Here is a 17,011-nt window from a genome sequence, read left to right as displayed (position 1 = left end):
ACCTACCACGATAGTTTTTGAGGTTTTAACCAAACACAAAAACAATGAAAAAACTAATTTTAGTAGGACTTGCAATAGTGCTGTTCACAGCTTGCAACAAGCAACAACAACGCTATACACAACAATCAGCAGAGATTGAAATCGTAAAAAAAGCAATTGAGAATTACAATAATCAAAATTATGATGTTAGCATATATGCAGATACATCAAAAACATTATTTAACTCTTCAAAAGCATTTATGTCGCCATCAGAAACCATTGCATATCACAAAGCTAACGATGTTATTTATTCTAATAGAGGTTTTACAAATGAAGACCCAGAATACGAAATGGTATTGACCGATGATGGCGAAACCTGGGTAAACTGCTGGTTAAACTGGAAAGGCACTTTGGCCGCCAACAACAAGGAATTTGACATTCCCATCCATTTAACCTATCGTTTTGTTGATGGTAAAATTGTTAGGGAAATAGGTATGTGGGACGCCTCTGCAATTGTTCTGGAGCTTCAAGCCATTGAAGCCGAAAAAGCAGCTATAGAAAATTAAAAACCAAACCCTAAACAGGCAGTTTAACACAAGCATCATGTTGTAAAACACTTATTTCATTTTGTAATTACAAGGAATTAGTCACTCTTTAATTGTTCCGCTGTCTGTTTTCTCTAAATAACTATTAACACGTTTCTGTTTCAGAAAAAAAATTAGTTTCAAATGAAAAAAGCTGGCATAATAGGTGGTTCGGGCTTCATAGGTAGCTACATCACCAAAACATTTTTAAACCATGGGTATCAGGTAAAAGTATCGGCAACCAATATTTCCCGTGAAGACAAATACGAGCATTTGATGGTGCTGGCCCATGCCGATAATTTATACATCAGCGAATTGGATGTAACCGATAAAGCAACCCTAAAAGAATTTGTGGGCGATTGCGATGTTGTTATCCACTGTGGCACACCGTTTATATTGGATGTTCAAGACCCACAAACCCAATTGTTCGACCCAACCATTAAAGGTACCATTAATTTTTTGGAAGTAGTTAACAGCACCCCGAGCATCGAAAAAGTGGTATTGGTAGCTTCGGTTGCCGCCTATAACACCAATTTCCCTTTGCCCGCAGGAGGTAAAACCAGCACCGATACCTTCAGCGAAACCGATACGCCCTTTATAAGCGAGGGAAGCCATCCGTATGCGCAGGCAAAGTTTATGGCCAACCAAACGGTTGAAAAATTTATTGAAAACAATCCAGACCTTTCCTTTGAAATCACCTCCGTTTCGCCAGTGGGCGTTATGGGAAAATCGTTATCAAAAAGGGAAGATTCCACTTCAACAGGGTTGCAATATCTATTTAAAAACAAAATGGCACCCAACCCGTTTGTGCAAATGCTATACGACACCAATGCGGAAATGGCACTTGTAGATGTGAAGGATGTTGCAGAGGCCGTTTATAAAGCCGCAACACTTTTTGGATTGCACGGAAAAAACTATTTGTTGAGTAGTGAAAGCTATGCCGTTTCGGATATTTCGTTGATGCTGAATAACCAACCACCAAAAAATCAAGGAAAGCTAATTTATGAAAACCAATTGGCAGAACGGGAGTTGGGAATGCATTTTCAGCCCATAGAATCAACTTTAAACGAATACTCGAAATAAAGAAATTGGTGGCAACATGCAGAAGCTTCCAAAAATTCAAAAGAAAAAATTTCAACAACTTAATAACCCTATTATAAACCAACAACAAAAAGTGCAGCGTCAGCACGATAAACTCCGACACTAAAATTATGAAAAGAGCAACAAAATTATGTTTCGTAATCGCTTTTTTAAGCATGACAGCCGTTTTTTCACAGAAAAAAACAAATGGCACCGTTTACATCGATCATCCTGCCATTACTACCGTTGAAGCCATGACCAAAGCGTTTGTAGCTGGAGATGCCGATAAAGTAGCCAGTTATCTAGCCGATGATTTTAAAGCTTATAATGGCGTAAAAACCAACAGAACTGATAAAGGTCAAGATAAAGAATCTTTTATAAAAAGTGTTAAAGGGTGGCAGGATGCACTCGATTATTTTTCTATAACACGCACAAATGGCGCATATCCCGATGCTATTGAATATAAAAAAGACAATGACAAAGACGTGGTTTGGGTACAAACCTGGGAAGATTTAAAAGGCATGCACAAAACAACAGGTGTAAAAATAAATATGCCAGTACACCGATTGTATGTTGTAAACAAGGACAATAAAATACAAACCGCAATTAGTTATAGCAACGAAAGTATTTTTGATGAAATAGGCTCAAGCACCAGCGTTAGAACCAATGGCACTATTTACAACCACCACGACAACATCAATACCGTTAGAAAATTAACCTATGCTTATGAAAATGGCGATCTTGACAAAACCATGAGCTATTATAGCGACGATGCTAAATTTATGGATATCAATATAGAATTTGGCAAATCGCTTACCAAAACCGAAATTAAGGAAGATTGGGCTAAATTTTTAAAAGATTATGAAATTGTAAGCATCGAAATGATTGGCTATCCCGATTATTTGGAATATGAAATGAACAATGGCCGTGAAGTACTGTCGTGGTGGAACTATCATTTAATCAGAAAATCGGATAAAAAAGCAATTTCGCTACCCATGCATTTCAGCAATAGCTTTGATGCCGATGGAAAAATAGTAGCTGAAATGGCCTATTACAGTCCAGCTTTATTAAGCGCTAAATAAGCTATTTGCATTTTAAAGCAGCCAAATTCTTGCAAAAAACCAATCGCCAAAAACGAATTCCACTTATGGGTATTTGGCTGCTTTTTAATTGCAACCCTACATTAATAACTGTAAACCAGTTTAAGAATGAAAAATTTAAGGATAACCATTACAAGTTTTGTTGTTTTAATGGCTTTTATAAGCATTACCAACTGCAAACAAAACAACAAAGAAATCATTAATGCCGAAACACCAAAAGTGGCAACGGTGGAAGAACTCGGTGAAATGAACAGGAATTTTGCAAAAGCGTTAATGGCTAAAGATGCCACAGCGGCAGCCAACCTTTACACCGAAACCGCATCGCTCCTACCTCCTAACGAAGCCATAATAACAGGTAGAGAAAACATTAAAAATTATTGGCAAGGTGCTATTGATGCCGGTTTAATAGCGGCATCCGTAAAAACCATCGATGCCAAAAACGATGGTAATTTAGGGTATGAAATTGGTACTTTCGAACTAAAATTCAAAGCTGAAGACGGTAGCATTGTAACCGATATTGGGAAATATACCGAAATACTGGAAAGAGATGCCAACGGAAAATGGATTTCAATTTATGGCATGTGGAGTGCCAATGCGCCGGTGCCTGTTCATGAATAGACTACCGTATAAACTGGAAAACCACAATTTTAAACTTACTGAAAGGCTGTTTCATTTGTAAAGTTAAAAAAACAAATGTCTGAGGTTTTTAGGTAAAACGGTCTTTTGTTTTCTAATAACTCAAAATCGCCCATCATAGCTGCACTTCTTGGATTCAGAGTAATCAGCGATAGAAACTTAGGACTACATCTCGTGCGCTATTGTTTATAACTATTTAGCTTCACCATTAAAAAATAATCAAAATGAAAACACCCATAATATTAACCATCGCTTTTTTAAGCCTCACCACAGCGTTTGCCCAAAAAAGCAACATCGAAAAAGACCTTAAAATGTATGAGCAAGTTTGGGACAACATTGTTAACAAACGGCAAATCGACCTCATTAGCGATAAAAACTTCGACCCCAATGTGGTACAAATCAACAATACCGGAAATATTGTGGGCATTGCAGATTTTAAAGCCTACTACCAAAATTTCCTAACGGGCTTTTCTGATGTTAAATTTACTGTAAAAGATGTGTTCGGTCAAGGCAACAAAATTGTAAAACATTGGAATTTTAAAGGAACGCATACCGGCAATTTTTTTGGGATTCCACCCACCGGAAAACTGGTTGACATAGAAGGCGTTACATTGGTACTGATGAAAAATGGGCGGATTTCACAAGAACAGGATTTTATGGATAACACCCAATTTATGCAGCAGTTAGGACTGGTATCCGACCCAAATAACCTAACCACAATCGATGAACTCTACAAAGCGTTTTCCAAAGGCGATATTCCTACAGTTTTAACTTATATGGACACCAAAATTGAATGGAACGAAGCCGAAGGCAACAAACTCGCAGATGGCAACTCTTACATAGGGCCCGATGCCGTAGTAAACGGGGTGTTTGCACGCCTTGGAGCGGAACACGAGTATTTTAAATTGACCAACATCGAACTTCACGAAATGAGCAACAACCAAGTGTTGGCAACCTTAAGATATGATGCAAAAAACAAAGAAAGTGGTAACGCCTACAATGCTCAAGCAGCACACTTATGGACGTTGAAAGATGGAAAAATTGTAGCGTTTCAACAATACGTGGACACCAAAAAATTGGCCGACACCGAAAAAAAATAACGCAATCTAAAGTCGGTTGTATCAATAAAACCATCAATGATTACGGGCAAGCCGAAAACCGACCAGTGTAAGCCATAAAAATTTCATGGAAAAAACCATTAGCCACACAATTTACTGTATATAACCTTGAATAATTTAGGTGTAGCTTTTGGTTTATGGTATCGGGGTTACCATATAGTAAATGTAGGTTCAAGAAAAGCAAAGGCAGATTTTAAATGTTACTGCCTCACTTTACCTGTAAATAAATTCACTTTTGAACTGAATGGATTTCCAGATGCACGACGCAGTAATACCACTTGGCCGCAATGCCAAAGCGCATCGGAAATAGGCCCGCTAATTAGGTTCCAAAAAGGGATTTCAGAGGTTTCTAATTGAAAAGGCGTTTCGTTGTTTCTTAAAACATCGGATACTGCTTTTAAATTTACCAATGTTTGTTTGCGTTTATCCTCAAAAGAAAGTTCCTGTTTAATAGTGTCCTTATCATCACTTAAAATACTGTTTCTAATAACCTTAGTCAAGCCGTAGATATGCTCAATGGTTTCTGAAGTTGCCCGTCCCGTTTCACTGGGTTTGTAATTCAAATCTTCATCACGCAACCCTTCCCTTGCCCAATAATATCGAAAGCCCAAACCATCAACCATTCTGGCAACTACCAAATTAGCCGTATATGCTTCGGAATATTCGGGAATTTCGTGATACGGTAATTTTTCATCTGTTTGAGCCATCGTTAGTATTGCGTTTAAAAAAATAAGTCCAAGGATTACGTTCTTCATTAAAAAATTCTTAACTATTCATTTTTAATTATTCATTATTTAACCCCATATTTATCAAACATATATACCAATGCGGTCATGGTAGCGGCACCTATTTCCAACTCGCGTTTGTTTATGGCATCGAAGGTATCGTTGCTGGCATGGTGGTAATCGAAATAACGCTGGGAGTCGGGCACCAAACCTGCCAAAACAGGGGTGCTGCTTTTTAAAGGACCAATATCTGTACCTGTATGACCTTTTTCAAAAAAATGAATTAAATAGGGTTTAAATAGCGATTGCCAACTTAATACCTGATTAAAATTGGCCTCGTTACATTCAAAATTAAAACCACGGGGTGTAAACCCTCCCGAATCGCTTTCAAGGGCAAAAACGTGGTTTTCATTGTTTTGTTTGGCTTCATCGGCATATTTGATACCGCCCCGAACCCCGTTTTCCTCGTTCATAAAAAGTACGACCCGAATACTGCGTTTGGGCTTGATGCCAAGGGTTTTTAGCAATCGCAATACTTCCATGGACTGAACCACGCCGGCACCATCATCATGCGAGCCATCGCCCAGATCCCACGAATCCAAATGACCGCCTACTACCATATATTCGTTGGGAAACTGACTGCCGGTGATTTCGCCAATAACATTATACGATTGCACATCGCTTAATTGTTTGCAATTTAATTTAAAATATAGCTTTATGTTACTATCAAGCCGCAACATGGTGCTCAGTACTTCGGCATCATTGGTGCTAATGGCGGCAGCGGGAATACGCTTATCGATGGGCAAATCATTGTAGGTTATATTTCCTGTATGCGGAAAATCGTCCATTCGCAGGGTTAACGACCGAACTATCACCCCAATCGCGCCATATTTTGAGGCTTCAAAAGCGCCTTGGGAACGTTGGTTGACTGCACCACTGTAAGCTTCAAACGTGTTGATTAAATCGGGTTGCATCGGCCTATTGAAAAACACAATATTACCGGCAATTTTTTCTTTACCAAGAGCTTTTAACGCTTCAAAAGAACTTACCTCAACCACTTTTGCTTTTAGGCCCAAAGATGGTGTTGGCACCGAACCGCCCAATGCACAGATGTTTATGGTATTTGTTTTCCCCGGAACGGTTTCTATATAGGCATACTCTTTAGCACCACGCACCCATTTGGGCACCATAACAGGCTGTAGCCAAACCTTGTCCAAACCCAATTTATCGAGTTCTTCCTTGGTGTAAGTTACGGCCCTTTCAGCACCCAAAGACCCCGATAACCTACTGCCTATTTGATTGGACAAATGGTTTAACCAATCGTAACTTTTGCCATTTGCCAAGGATGTTTGATATATTTTTTTAAAGATTTCCGCATCGGTTTGTGAATATGCACCCACGGAAATCGCAATAAGACAAATTATGGAAACAGTTCTTAACATAGCTTTAAATTTGACATTTTAGTACATGACAAGAATTATGAAACCAACTGCAAAGTGATCGACCAGACCAACATAAACACCCTATCAATTTTTGGCATGTAACCAGATTGAAAGTTTAAAAGTAAAGGAAATAATTTGAAGGAAATCTAAAGAAAATCACAAAAAATTATTCGCTTTCCAATTCCTTTTTATAGAGCGCGAGGTTTTCCTTAATGGCATCGTCCAATTCAGGTTCTTGAATATCGGTGTATTTTTTTAGCGTATCGTACATAATTTTCGCAACAATGTAGCGTGCCGAATCTTTATCATCGGCAGGAATGGCGTACCAAGGCGCATGAGGTTTCGAGGTTCGGTTTATGGCATCTTCATAACAGGTTTGGTAAGCGTCCCAAAGTTTACGTTCCTTTAAATCGCCCGGGGAAAATTTCCAGTTTTTTTCCTGTTTTTCCAAACGACGCAGCAAGCGGTCCTTTTGCTCCTTTTTTGAAAGATTTAAAAAGAATTTGAAGATGATGGTGCCATTTTCGGCTATATGCTTTTCAAAATTGTTTATCTGCTCAAAACGTGTGTCCCAAAACGCCTCATCAATTGCTTCAAGGGTATTTACCGTAGGGATATTTTCACCCAGAATATAACCGGGATGCACACGGGTAACCAGCACATTTTCGTAATGCGTTCTATTAAAAACACCAAATTTTCCCCGCTCGGGAAGCGCTATGTAATGGCGCCATAGGTAATCGTGACCCAGTTCCAATTCGGTGGGCACTTTAAAGCTATGCACAACCACGCCCCTAGCGTTAAATTCCTTAAAGACCTCGCGTATTAAACTGTCTTTTCCAGAAGTATCCATCCCTTGTAGGCACACCAAAACCGCGTATTTATTGTGGGCATACATGGTATCTTGAAGCTTGCCCAATTTTTCACGAACATCTTCTAGTTTTTTATCCGCTTTTTTGATAACAACTTTGGTGTTTAAATCCTTTAAATTGATTTTTGAGGTTACTTTATACGAATCTGAGGTTATATCCTTCATTAATTTAAGGTTTTGGGTATTAATAATTTTATAAATATAGCAAATATGTTACTTTTCGATTAACTACACGGCAGTTTTAATGTTTTTTGGTACATTCGCCTTACCTATTTATGCCTTAACCCCAAATAACATGAAACATTTTTACCTTTTTTTATTTTTAATTACCTCCCTTATTAGCAAAGCACAAACCCCTTGCGACAATGCCAACTACTATCTTGTTAGTGCCTATTCGCATGTAAAATCGTCTTATGATGCCAATAATATAAGCCATTTAAAATATTTTGCCAACCGCTCGGTAGAATCGCTAAAGCTTTCAAAAAAAAACCTGAGCAGTTGCGGTTGTGAAATGGCTTTGGAATTGGCAAACAAAGCCATAGACCTTTTACTGAAAGTAGATGCCGCTGAAACATACGAAGATGGTCGGTTTTTTGTAAAACAAGGCCGTGAATTGAGCAAACAAAGCGTTATAGAAATTGATAAATGTGCAGCACCTAATAAAACTGTTAACGCTTCAAACACCCAAACACTTAGTGATTTAGAAAAAGAACAATTAAAATTGCAGCAGCAACAAGAGGCTTTAAAACTTAAGGAAGCCCAACTAAAAGCTAGAATGGCTGAAGAAAAAGATAAAACGTTGGAACTGGAAAAAGAACAGCTTATGCTTTCCTATAAAAATGCCATTGCAACCAATTTAAAAACGTACAACGAAACATTAAATATGTGCAACTGTGCGAACACGCCCTTGGAATATACCGAAAACCCAGCTACGGTTACCAGTAAAACCATAGAGGATATAAAAAAATATTATTTGCTTAACCTTGAAATGTTGGCCACAAAATATACACAAGTGCTTCGTTTGTGCGGTAAATGAACTATTTAGAACTGTTGGCCGTTAAAAAACGAAGCTGTTTGATAAAACTCAATTTTCGCGAACTGCCAATTGGAAAAAGATTTCAATGGTGTCATTTACAGTAACAAGGCCTAAGAACTTTTTTGGTGGAACGATGCTGTAATCGGATAAATTTATGGCTAAATCGCCGGTAATGAGTAATTTATAGCCATTCTTAATTTTAACAGGTATTTTGTATGCCTTTGTAACGCCTGCTATTTGAATATCAATGGCGGCAAACATATCTGCATTGTTTTCAAAATTGCTGATTTCTTTCAACAACAAAATTATTTGAGGGTATTTATCAGCTTTTAAAATTGTTTTGAAATCGTTGTTTATCGACTTTCCGCCACAATCAAAACAATTACTATCCAAAACCAACGCTGTTTTGTTAAACTGTAGTTTATCATTTACCTTATGATAGGTAACAGGAATTGGGTTTTTCAGTTTTTCAACATTAAATATACAGGTGAAGTTGTTTACATTGGTAGTGCCTTTAACCAACAAAGAACTTTCTGGTGTTATGATAACCGACGTGTTTTTAATAGCAGAATCCCTGCTTGCAAATGCCAATGCCATGGCAACAATAACGAACAGTATGAGCTTTTTAACAATCATGGTATTAAAACAGATATTTTTATGTTTTATTATATAAACAAATCCCAAAGCATGCAATTTAAACAATTGTTTTTAAACAATGTAGCGATACCTTGGGACCTGCAAAAATTAAACTTTACTTTTTTATTAGAAGCTAATTACGGCCTCAAACATTAACCCTTTAAAGTTTCCACCGTAAAAATCAACAGGATTTCCACCGGCATATTGGCTATAATCGTTATAATTTTGGTTTACATATCCTAATTTCGCTAAGATATTTTTAGTCATGAACCAGCCTAAACTTGCCTCAACGCGATCAACGCTTACCGAATTGGCCGCAGCATTTGAAAGTTTTCCGCTTACAGTATTGTATTTAGCACCTATGTAAAAGTTTTCATTGTTTCCAAATCTGTACAACACATCGCCTGCAAATTGGTTTACTGTACGTTTATCATCACTACCTTTTTTATCGCCACCAGAAGCAAACTCAAAGGTACCAAACACTTCCAACCCTTGGTATTTTACAAATGGGTTGATCATGATAGAAGTTGCCCAGTTACCAAACCCTGGATTAAAACGACCGGTGTCTTTATTGGCTTCCGCATCAAAATTACTAGCTACGGCACCTGCTGCACCTGTATAAGCTTGGTGCGTCATTACACTATAAAAACGCCCTCCTGCTCTATCGGATGAGTATAGGTTACTGCTCATATTGGCTACGTGATAATAAGAACCTGTAAGCCTTAATCGTAAATCGTTGTTCATTTGTTTGTCAAATCCTAATTTAGCCAAAATAGTCGGACTAATGGTTGTGTTTTGTCCTGGTGCAGTTGCAATAACATCAGCAACATTTTGATTCAATTTAGAGTTGGTAACACCTAACATGCTAACAAAGCCGCTTCGGTTGTAATAAACCTCAATACCTGGTTCGGTAATAAAGGCGTCCATAATATTGTTACCAACAAAAGGGTTCATTAAAGCATTGCCATTGTCCGATCTTCTAAAATGCGCATCGCCATAGTTGTTTTCCATTTGACCGATTTTGAAAGTAGCATATTTCATAAAATTGGCTAAAAGGCCTTCTTTAATGAAATCTAACTTATCTATTTGCAAATAGCCCCCTTTTACCCATGTTTCGTGATGATGTCTTGATGCTAGGTAAAGATCTAAATTAACACGTACACCATCGGCCAATTGTGCGCCTACAGTCATGTTTGCAGTAGGTAAGTTAAGATTGTTTGATAAATTGTTCAATCTGTAATTAGCAATAGGAGCAGGTTGGGTTGCAGGTTGATCGTTAAATTGGTCGATTGCTTGGAATTGAAGTGCGAAGGCGGCACCTAAATCAATGCTTATGCCTTTAAATTCAACACTGTCCTTTTTTACATCGAACTGATTAATACCCGATTTGTTACTTGGTATTTGGTTTTGTATCTGTCCGAATGTTTTTTGGGCATTTGCAACGATAGCTAAGCTAAAGGCCGCTGCAAACAGTACTATAGGTTTTTTAAAAATTGATTTCATGATTTTTGGTTTTTGGTTTTTAATTGTTTGAATTATTTGTAAATGGTTGAAAATTTAATGGTTATGGCATCTCCTGTGGTTATGGTTCCTAACAGTGCTTTTGGAGGGTCTATTTTAAAATCGGTCATTTTAATATTCTTTTCACCTGTCAAACTCACTCTTCCGCCAGCAGTATCCATATTAAAATCTAGAGAAATGCGTTTTTTAACACCCACAATGGTTAGGTCGCCTAAAGTTTTCACATAAAACTTGCCATTTCCTTTGCTTGTTACCTCTTTAACTTCGGCCAATTGAAAGGTGATGTTTTTGTGCTCATTCGTTTTTAAAGATTTATAGGTATTTTTGTCCATCGCCGATTTTCCACTTTTTAAGCTTTCAGAGGTTACCACCAAAGAACAAGTTTCCAATAAGCCCTCATCAAGGTTTTTGAAGGAAATTTTTCCACCTTGGTTTTCAGCGGTAATATGCCAATCGTGCAAACTAGATGTCCCTAATACCTTTAAGGTAGATTCTTGGCTTGACAGATTGAAAGTTTGTGCTTGACTAAAATTAAATGTTAAGGCAATGAAAGTTATTAATGCTATAACGCTGCTATTTGTTTTTTTTAGATTGCTCATGATACTAAGTTTTAATTATGGCACAAAGTTCTATTATAGTGAAATGCCCACTTATAATTTTGCTCATACTGGCCCTTTTAAAATAATTTTTAAAATATGACCTGCGTCATAAAAACGATTACACAAAATCATTAATCGCGCACGCATCTCTAATAAAGGTCTTGATTGCAAAAACGAATCTTTAAACAAAAGCAAACAGGTTGTAATGCTTTAATTGGTTTTTTGAAGATGAAATGGCATTTCCTGCCTCTTGCATGTTATTTACCAAGGGGTGAATAGCGCCATACCTAAAAAATACAGTTCCTTTAGTAAAACAAATATAAAGTCTATAAATTTCCATCTTTTATGGAAAAAACTATAATTTTTGCATTTTAGGGAGCAAATTCCAAAATTTAACACCCTATTTTTATCAAAATCACATCAAATAAATTTGTATTGCATAAAAAATTACATATATTTGTGCAATCGATTACAAAGAATTCAGCTTAACTCTATCGCTTTAACGATGAAACCTAAGCAAATTAACAACTAAACTCTTTTTTTATGACAAACAAATCCTTTTTTGGTTATTATTTTTTCTTGCAAATTGTAAGAAAAAAAATAACAAACAATAACAAAGCCTATTTAGGCCTGTTAATTGGTGTATTTTTACTTTGTTCTGTTGGCTCATTCGCCCAAAGTAAATTAAACATTAGTGGTGTAGTATCCGATGGGGAAATTGGCGGGTCCTTGCCTGGAGCAACCATTCTTGTTAAAGGAACAACTAATGGCGCTACAACTGATTTTGACGGTAAATTCAATTTGAATGGAGTAAGTGGAAATGCCACTTTAGTATTCTCATATATTGGCTATAAAACACTGGAAGTGCCAGTGAACAACCGAACAGTTATAAATGTAACATTGAATGAGGATGTTAACCAACTGGATGAAATTGTAATTGTTGATTATGGCTATGGCAAGGTTAAAAAAGCAGATATGACAGGTGCCACTGCAAGCATAAGTAGCAAGGAATTGGCTACCATACCTGTTTCAAGTGTCGCCGAGGCGCTTTCTGGAAGATTGCCCGGTGTAAATATACAAACTGCCGATGGCGAACCAGGGGCTTCCATCAGAATTAGGGTGCGAGGTGGCACATCGCTTTCACAAAGCAATAACCCGCTTATTGTAGTTGATGGTTTTATTGTGGGAAGTCTTGATGATATACCTGTAAACGATATCGCTACCCTTGATGTTCTTAAAGATGCAGCGGCAACGGCAATTTATGGTGCTAAAGCTTCAAATGGTGTAATTGTAGTAACTACCAAAAACCCAGTAGCGGGAAAAACCTCTATTTCTTACGATAACTATTTCCAATACAACGAATTACCACAAGATAGAAAATACGATGTTTTAAATCCTTATGAATTTGTTTTGGCAAATTATGAATATGCAGCCATTCAAGGCACTGCCGCTTTAAACAAATTTGAACGGTTTTATGGCAAGTATGATGACTTGGAACTTTACAAACAAAAAAGGCCTACCGATTGGCAAGACGAGCTTTTTGGAGGCTCAAGGCTTTCTCAATACCATAACCTAAGAATAGGCGGAGGTACCGAGCAAACCAAAATGAATTTAAGTTTATCGAATAATAAAGACGAAGGTTTGCTTCAGGGTTCTGGTTACGAAAGAACGGCCATAAACTTCAAACTAAATCAAAAAATATCTGAAAAACTCACTTTAGATATTGCCACAAGAATAACAAACACCATTAAAGACGGTGCAGGAACTTCTAGTGGTCAAGTAAAAATTCAAGATGCCGTACAAACAAGACCTGTTAATGGTATTGCAGATGAACTGGATATTGATTTGAATCAAATTAGTTCTGATGACGATTTCCAACAGTTTCTTTTAAGCCTTGTTAACCCAAAAGAATTGGTAAAACAGGATTGGAGAAAAAGAACAAGCAACGATTATGTTTTGAACGCAGCCTTAGGCTGGACCATAACAGATGATATTACCTTAAAATCCTCATTATCACAATCAAAAGGATTTGATGAGGAATTACGCTTTTATGGCCCATTAACGAGTGAGTCCTTTAACAATGGTGGTAGCCTACCATTAGGCCAGATGACAAAGAGCGACGATTCTGGTTACAGATGGGTAAACACCCTTAACCTTAAAAAAGATTGGGGCGAATCAAAACTAGATGTTTTAATTGGGCAAGAAATTTCATCGAGTGGCGGAAAATCAAATTTTGTTAGAGCAGAAAATTTCAGGTTATCCATTACGCCTGAAGAGTTGTTTGCAAACATCCAATTTGGTGATGCCGATAGAATTTCAAGTTCTGAAAGCATTAAAGTTAACAGAAAATCTTTATTTGGCAGGTTCGATTTTAATTTGCAGGATAAATACATTTTCACACTTACCGCAAGAGCCGATGAATCGAGCAGATTTAGAGGTGCAAACACCTTAGGTATATTTCCCGCATTGGCGTTTGGATGGAAAATGCACGAAGAAAGCTTCATGAAAAATATCAATTTCATAAACGAATTTAAGCTAAGGATTACTTACGGTGAAACTGGAAACGACAACATAGGTTCTGGTTTAACACAATTCCTTTTTGATGCTACTACAAACAGGGGCCCTGGTTTTGGAAACATAGATAATATCTACTACCAACCTAGCAGCAGTCAATTATACAACCCAGATTTAAAATGGGAAACCACAGTAACAAGTAATTACGGTGTTGACTTTACCATGTTCAAAAAACGCCTAAACGGTAGTTTTGATTATTACGAAAACGAAACCCGCGATTTACTTTATACCAAAGCGATACCAAACAATACCGGTTTTAAAGAGCAATGGGCAAATGTGGGCAGTACTGCAAACAAAGGTATTGAACTTGGCTTAACCAGTTATTTAATAGATACTAAAGACTTTAACTTATCAGCAAACTTCAATATTGGGAAAAACTCGTTAACCATTACAAAACTAGATGGCACTTTAGAACGTTTTGACCGCTCGAACTGGGCCAGTACCGATTTAAGAAACATTAATGACTTCCAACTTAAAGTTGGTGAAAAAATTGGTAATTTTTATGGTTTCGTAGCTGATGGCTATTATTTACCGTCCGATTTTGAAAGCTATAATGCAGTAACTGACAAATACACCTTAAAAGCAGATGTTCCCAATGCTTCGGCTACTGTTGGAAATACAAACATCCGACCAGGTTTTATGAAATTGAAAGACCTAACCGGCGATGGTATTATAAATGACGATGACCGTAAAGTTATTGGCAATGCCTTACCAGATTTTCAAGGTGGTATTGGTATAAATATGCGCTATAAAGGATTTGATTTATCGGCATTTGCAAATTTCCAAGTTGGTAACGAGGTTTACAACACTGGAAAAATCCAGTTCAACCAATACAGAAGGGTTAGTAATGGTAACTTGTTAACCACCATGAAATTGGACAACAGGTTTACCTACCTTGATATTGATGGCTCCTACACCGGAACTCCCGGAGGTATCGTAACCGATCTTGCACAATTAGAGCAGTTGAACACCGGTAAAACCATGTGGTCGCATGCCAGTTTTGGCGTTGCCGGCGCGGTAGTAAGCGATTGGGCTATTGAAGATGGCTCATTTATTCGACTAAATAACGTAACTTTAGGTTATAATTTACCAGATAAATTAATCTCGAAAGTGGGATTGAGCAAATTTAGAGTATTTGCTACTGGTAGAAACCTAGCTATATGGACTAAATATTCAGGGTACGATCCTGAGGTAAACTCTAGCAGCAATGCCTTTACACCTGGTGTAGATAACTCGTCTTTCCCTAGGAGCCGTTCATTCACAGTTGGTCTTAACGCAACATTTTAATATGAAAAAACCATTAATTGATATGAAAATAAAATATATACTAGCTATTATCCCATTTATGCTAATAGCTTCATGCCAAAAGGACTTTTTAGATCCAGAGTCGCTATCATCATTTGACCTTAAATATATTTATTCAAATGTTGACGATGCCAGAAATGGTGTAAATGCCGTGTATTCCTATTTTAACCAAGATGCTTTCAGGTCTAGGTTATCAAACAACATGACCGGAAATACCGATATTGAAAGACAATCGGGTTGGACCAGCACCAGCGATAGATACCAAATATGGGATTTGAACGCCACAACATCCAACAGGGATTTAGATATTGTGTGGACCTATGCCTACACCGCCATTAGAGATGCCAATATTGCCATTGAGGGCATCACAAACAGCGGTAACCTAAATGCAAGCGATGCTTCCGTAAAAAACACCTTTAACCAGTTGTTAGGCGAAGCATACACCCTAAGGGCCTATTGGTACAGCATGCTTATTTATTATTTTGGAGATGTCCCTTATGTAACCGATGCACCCGTTGCAGGAGCTAACTTTTTCATCCCAAAAAGCAATAGAAATGAAATCCTTACCAAAGAAATAGACGCTTTAAAGGCTGTTGAAGAAAATATGCAATGGGCCGATGCTTTACCTTATGGCATAGAGCAGGTTAACCGTGAATATACTCTAGGAATGATTGCCCGCTTAGCTTTACAACGCGGGGGCTATTATTTAAAACCAGATTTAACAATGACGCGGGACAGTGATTATTTAGATTATTATGCCATAGCCAAACAATACTCTAAAAAATTAATTGATTTAAAGGACAGACCCTTACCTACCGATTTTAGGCAAATATTCATGAACCAGTGTAAATTTATCACACCCGTAAATGAAGAGATTCTTTTTGAAGTGCCCTTTGCTAAAGGTGGCGGCGATGTAGGTTGGAATATAGGAATGAGAGTTGAAGGCGGCTCTACTGCAAAACACGATTATGGTTCTGGAAACAATTATATGGCAATACCCCCTACTTATTATCTTTCTTTCGACACTAAAGATATTCGCAGGGATGTAACTTGCGGCCTGTATAAAATAACTACAAATTTCGTAAAAGAGCATGTCGGGCTCGATATTTCCCAAGGCAAGTGGAGCCGACATTTTTTACCCACACCTCCGGGAAGGGAGTCTGCCAAAGGTACTGGTATCAATTGGCCCATGATGCGCTACGCAGATGTACTATTAATGTATGCTGAAGCTGAAAACGAAATAAACGGCCCTACTGCCGAAGCGCAAAATATGCTAAAACGGGTACGCCAAAGAGCCTTTAATGCTGCCGATTGGGGCAGTAAAGTAGATGCCTATGTAGCACAAGCATCTGCATCAAAAAGCAGTTTCTTTAATGCAATTGTTAACGAACGTGCTTGGGAATTTGGCGGCGAAATGATACGCAAATACGAACTGATCCGTTGGGGCATCTACTCACAAAAAATGCAGGAAACCATTGATGGCCTAAAAAAACTGGCCGATGACGCCTTCAACAACACGCAAACAGGACCCGAGTACATGTACTGGAAAGTGAATGAGAGCGGCGACTTTGTTATTTTAAATCCAGATTCCTATGTTGCTGCAGCACCAGATGAAACATGGACGCAGACCTCGTTCCTTAAAGCCCTACATGACGATGCCCTAACATATAAAGAATGGATTACCCGCGATTATGCAAATTATGTAAACGGTCCAGCACCGGGCGTTGTACGCTATATTTTCCCAATACCAACGGTTGCCATTGAAAATAGTCAAGGAACCCTTAAAAATGAGGGTTACGGATTCTAAA

Annotated in this window: 15 protein-coding genes; 8 read left to right on the top strand and 7 right to left on the bottom strand. The window is 37.8% G+C overall.

The genetic code is table 11. The features are described 5' to 3' along the window. Positions 1-44 precede the first annotated feature (44 nt). From GQO80_RS08830 to GQO80_RS08810, 5 genes are all read left to right on the top strand, one after another. Positions 45-545, top strand: coding sequence for a nuclear transport factor 2 family protein (locus GQO80_RS08830; protein WP_157207989.1), 501 nt, complete (start codon positions 45-47; stop codon positions 543-545). A 162-nt stretch (positions 546-707) separates the two neighbouring features. Continuing rightward, positions 708-1,646 (top strand): NAD-dependent epimerase/dehydratase family protein, encoded by a 939-nt coding sequence (locus GQO80_RS08825; protein ID WP_157207988.1) that lies wholly within the window; start codon positions 708-710, stop codon positions 1,644-1,646. A 128-nt stretch (positions 1,647-1,774) separates the two neighbouring features. Further along, complete coding sequence (locus tag GQO80_RS08820; RefSeq protein WP_157207987.1) at positions 1,775-2,725, top strand: nuclear transport factor 2 family protein; 951 nt, start codon at positions 1,775-1,777, stop codon at positions 2,723-2,725. A gap of 126 nt (positions 2,726-2,851) precedes the next feature. Beyond that, the gene (locus GQO80_RS08815; RefSeq protein ID WP_157207986.1) at positions 2,852-3,361 is read left to right on the top strand and encodes a YybH family protein; all 510 of its coding nucleotides are present in this window, start codon (positions 2,852-2,854) and stop codon (positions 3,359-3,361) included. A gap of 242 nt (positions 3,362-3,603) precedes the next feature. Next, positions 3,604-4,479 (top strand): ester cyclase, encoded by an 876-nt coding sequence (locus tag GQO80_RS08810; protein ID WP_157207985.1) that lies wholly within the window; start codon positions 3,604-3,606, stop codon positions 4,477-4,479. A 218-nt stretch (positions 4,480-4,697) separates the two neighbouring features. On the opposite strand, the gene GQO80_RS08805 is transcribed toward GQO80_RS08810, so the two are convergent. The 3 genes from GQO80_RS08805 to GQO80_RS08795 all read right to left on the bottom strand — a co-directional run bounded on the left by GQO80_RS08805 (position 4,698) and on the right by GQO80_RS08795 (position 7,697). Next, positions 4,698-5,204: a hypothetical protein gene (locus tag GQO80_RS08805; protein ID WP_157208108.1), complete on the bottom strand. Its 507-nt coding sequence runs from the start codon at positions 5,202-5,204 to the stop codon at positions 4,698-4,700. Between the two features lie 83 nt (positions 5,205-5,287). Beyond that, complete coding sequence (locus tag GQO80_RS08800; RefSeq protein WP_157207984.1) at positions 5,288-6,664, bottom strand: M20/M25/M40 family metallo-hydrolase; 1,377 nt, start codon at positions 6,662-6,664, stop codon at positions 5,288-5,290. A 166-nt stretch (positions 6,665-6,830) separates the two neighbouring features. Beyond that, complete coding sequence (locus tag GQO80_RS08795) at positions 6,831-7,697, bottom strand: PPK2 family polyphosphate kinase (RefSeq protein WP_157207983.1); 867 nt, start codon at positions 7,695-7,697, stop codon at positions 6,831-6,833. A 130-nt stretch (positions 7,698-7,827) separates the two neighbouring features. On the opposite strand from GQO80_RS08795, the gene GQO80_RS08790 reads away from it, so the two are divergent. Beyond that, the gene (locus GQO80_RS08790; protein ID WP_157207982.1) at positions 7,828-8,568 is read left to right on the top strand and encodes a hypothetical protein; all 741 of its coding nucleotides are present in this window, start codon (positions 7,828-7,830) and stop codon (positions 8,566-8,568) included. A gap of 48 nt (positions 8,569-8,616) precedes the next feature. On the opposite strand, the gene GQO80_RS08785 is transcribed toward GQO80_RS08790, so the two are convergent. From GQO80_RS08785 to GQO80_RS08770, 4 genes are all read right to left on the bottom strand, one after another. Next, positions 8,617-9,204 (bottom strand): YceI family protein, encoded by a 588-nt coding sequence (locus GQO80_RS08785; RefSeq protein WP_157207981.1) that lies wholly within the window; start codon positions 9,202-9,204, stop codon positions 8,617-8,619. 126 nt (positions 9,205-9,330) lie between these two features. Next, positions 9,331-10,707 (bottom strand): hypothetical protein, encoded by a 1,377-nt coding sequence (locus GQO80_RS08780; protein ID WP_232333141.1) that lies wholly within the window; start codon positions 10,705-10,707, stop codon positions 9,331-9,333. 32 nt (positions 10,708-10,739) lie between these two features. Then, positions 10,740-11,324 carry a YceI family protein gene (locus tag GQO80_RS08775; RefSeq protein ID WP_157207980.1) on the bottom strand — a complete coding sequence of 195 codons (585 nt, stop codon included), beginning with the start codon at positions 11,322-11,324 and terminating at the stop codon, positions 10,740-10,742. Positions 11,325-11,505: 181 nt separating this feature from the next. Continuing rightward, positions 11,506-11,664, bottom strand: a complete 159-nt coding sequence (locus tag GQO80_RS08770) for a hypothetical protein (RefSeq protein WP_157207979.1) — start codon at positions 11,662-11,664, stop codon at positions 11,506-11,508. Positions 11,665-11,867: 203 nt separating this feature from the next. Between GQO80_RS08770 and GQO80_RS08765 the strand changes: the two genes are divergently transcribed. Both GQO80_RS08765 and GQO80_RS08760 read left to right on the top strand, forming a co-directional pair. After that, positions 11,868-15,185, top strand: a complete 3,318-nt coding sequence (locus GQO80_RS08765; RefSeq protein ID WP_157207978.1) for a SusC/RagA family TonB-linked outer membrane protein — start codon at positions 11,868-11,870, stop codon at positions 15,183-15,185. 1 nt (position 15,186) lies between these two features. Continuing rightward, on the top strand, positions 15,187-17,010 hold the full coding sequence (locus GQO80_RS08760; protein ID WP_232333140.1) for a RagB/SusD family nutrient uptake outer membrane protein: 1,824 nt from the start codon (positions 15,187-15,189) through the stop codon (positions 17,008-17,010). Position 17,011: the final 1 nt, after the last annotated feature.

Source organism: Mariniflexile maritimum (assembly GCF_009746565.1).
In the GTDB taxonomy this organism is placed as follows: domain Bacteria; phylum Bacteroidota; class Bacteroidia; order Flavobacteriales; family Flavobacteriaceae; genus Mariniflexile; species Mariniflexile maritimum.
Note: the sequence above shows the minus strand (reverse complement) of the source record. Positions and strands in the feature narration are given on the sequence as shown.

What these genes read in the sequence shown, in the direction of transcription:
- GQO80_RS08830 (WP_157207989.1), top strand. Translation starts at nt 45, where the DNA reads ATGAAAAAACTAATTTTAGTAGGACTTGCAATAGTGCTGTTCACAGCT.
- GQO80_RS08825 (WP_157207988.1), top strand. Translation starts at nt 708, where the DNA reads ATGAAAAAAGCTGGCATAATAGGTGGTTCGGGCTTCATAGGTAGCTAC.
- GQO80_RS08820 (WP_157207987.1), top strand. Translation starts at nt 1,775, where the DNA reads ATGAAAAGAGCAACAAAATTATGTTTCGTAATCGCTTTTTTAAGCATG.
- GQO80_RS08815 (WP_157207986.1), top strand. Translation starts at nt 2,852, where the DNA reads ATGAAAAATTTAAGGATAACCATTACAAGTTTTGTTGTTTTAATGGCT.
- GQO80_RS08810 (WP_157207985.1), top strand. Translation starts at nt 3,604, where the DNA reads ATGAAAACACCCATAATATTAACCATCGCTTTTTTAAGCCTCACCACA.
- GQO80_RS08805 (WP_157208108.1), bottom strand. Translation starts at nt 5,204, where the DNA reads ATGGCTCAAACAGATGAAAAATTACCGTATCACGAAATTCCCGAATAT.
- GQO80_RS08800 (WP_157207984.1), bottom strand. Translation starts at nt 6,664, where the DNA reads ATGTTAAGAACTGTTTCCATAATTTGTCTTATTGCGATTTCCGTGGGT.
- GQO80_RS08795 (WP_157207983.1), bottom strand. Translation starts at nt 7,697, where the DNA reads ATGAAGGATATAACCTCAGATTCGTATAAAGTAACCTCAAAAATCAAT.
- GQO80_RS08790 (WP_157207982.1), top strand. Translation starts at nt 7,828, where the DNA reads ATGAAACATTTTTACCTTTTTTTATTTTTAATTACCTCCCTTATTAGC.
- GQO80_RS08785 (WP_157207981.1), bottom strand. Translation starts at nt 9,204, where the DNA reads ATGATTGTTAAAAAGCTCATACTGTTCGTTATTGTTGCCATGGCATTG.
- GQO80_RS08780 (WP_232333141.1), bottom strand. Translation starts at nt 10,707, where the DNA reads ATGAAATCAATTTTTAAAAAACCTATAGTACTGTTTGCAGCGGCCTTT.
- GQO80_RS08775 (WP_157207980.1), bottom strand. Translation starts at nt 11,324, where the DNA reads ATGAGCAATCTAAAAAAAACAAATAGCAGCGTTATAGCATTAATAACT.
- GQO80_RS08770 (WP_157207979.1), bottom strand. Translation starts at nt 11,664, where the DNA reads ATGGAAATTTATAGACTTTATATTTGTTTTACTAAAGGAACTGTATTT.
- GQO80_RS08765 (WP_157207978.1), top strand. Translation starts at nt 11,868, where the DNA reads ATGACAAACAAATCCTTTTTTGGTTATTATTTTTTCTTGCAAATTGTA.
- GQO80_RS08760 (WP_232333140.1), top strand. Translation starts at nt 15,187, where the DNA reads ATGAAAAAACCATTAATTGATATGAAAATAAAATATATACTAGCTATT.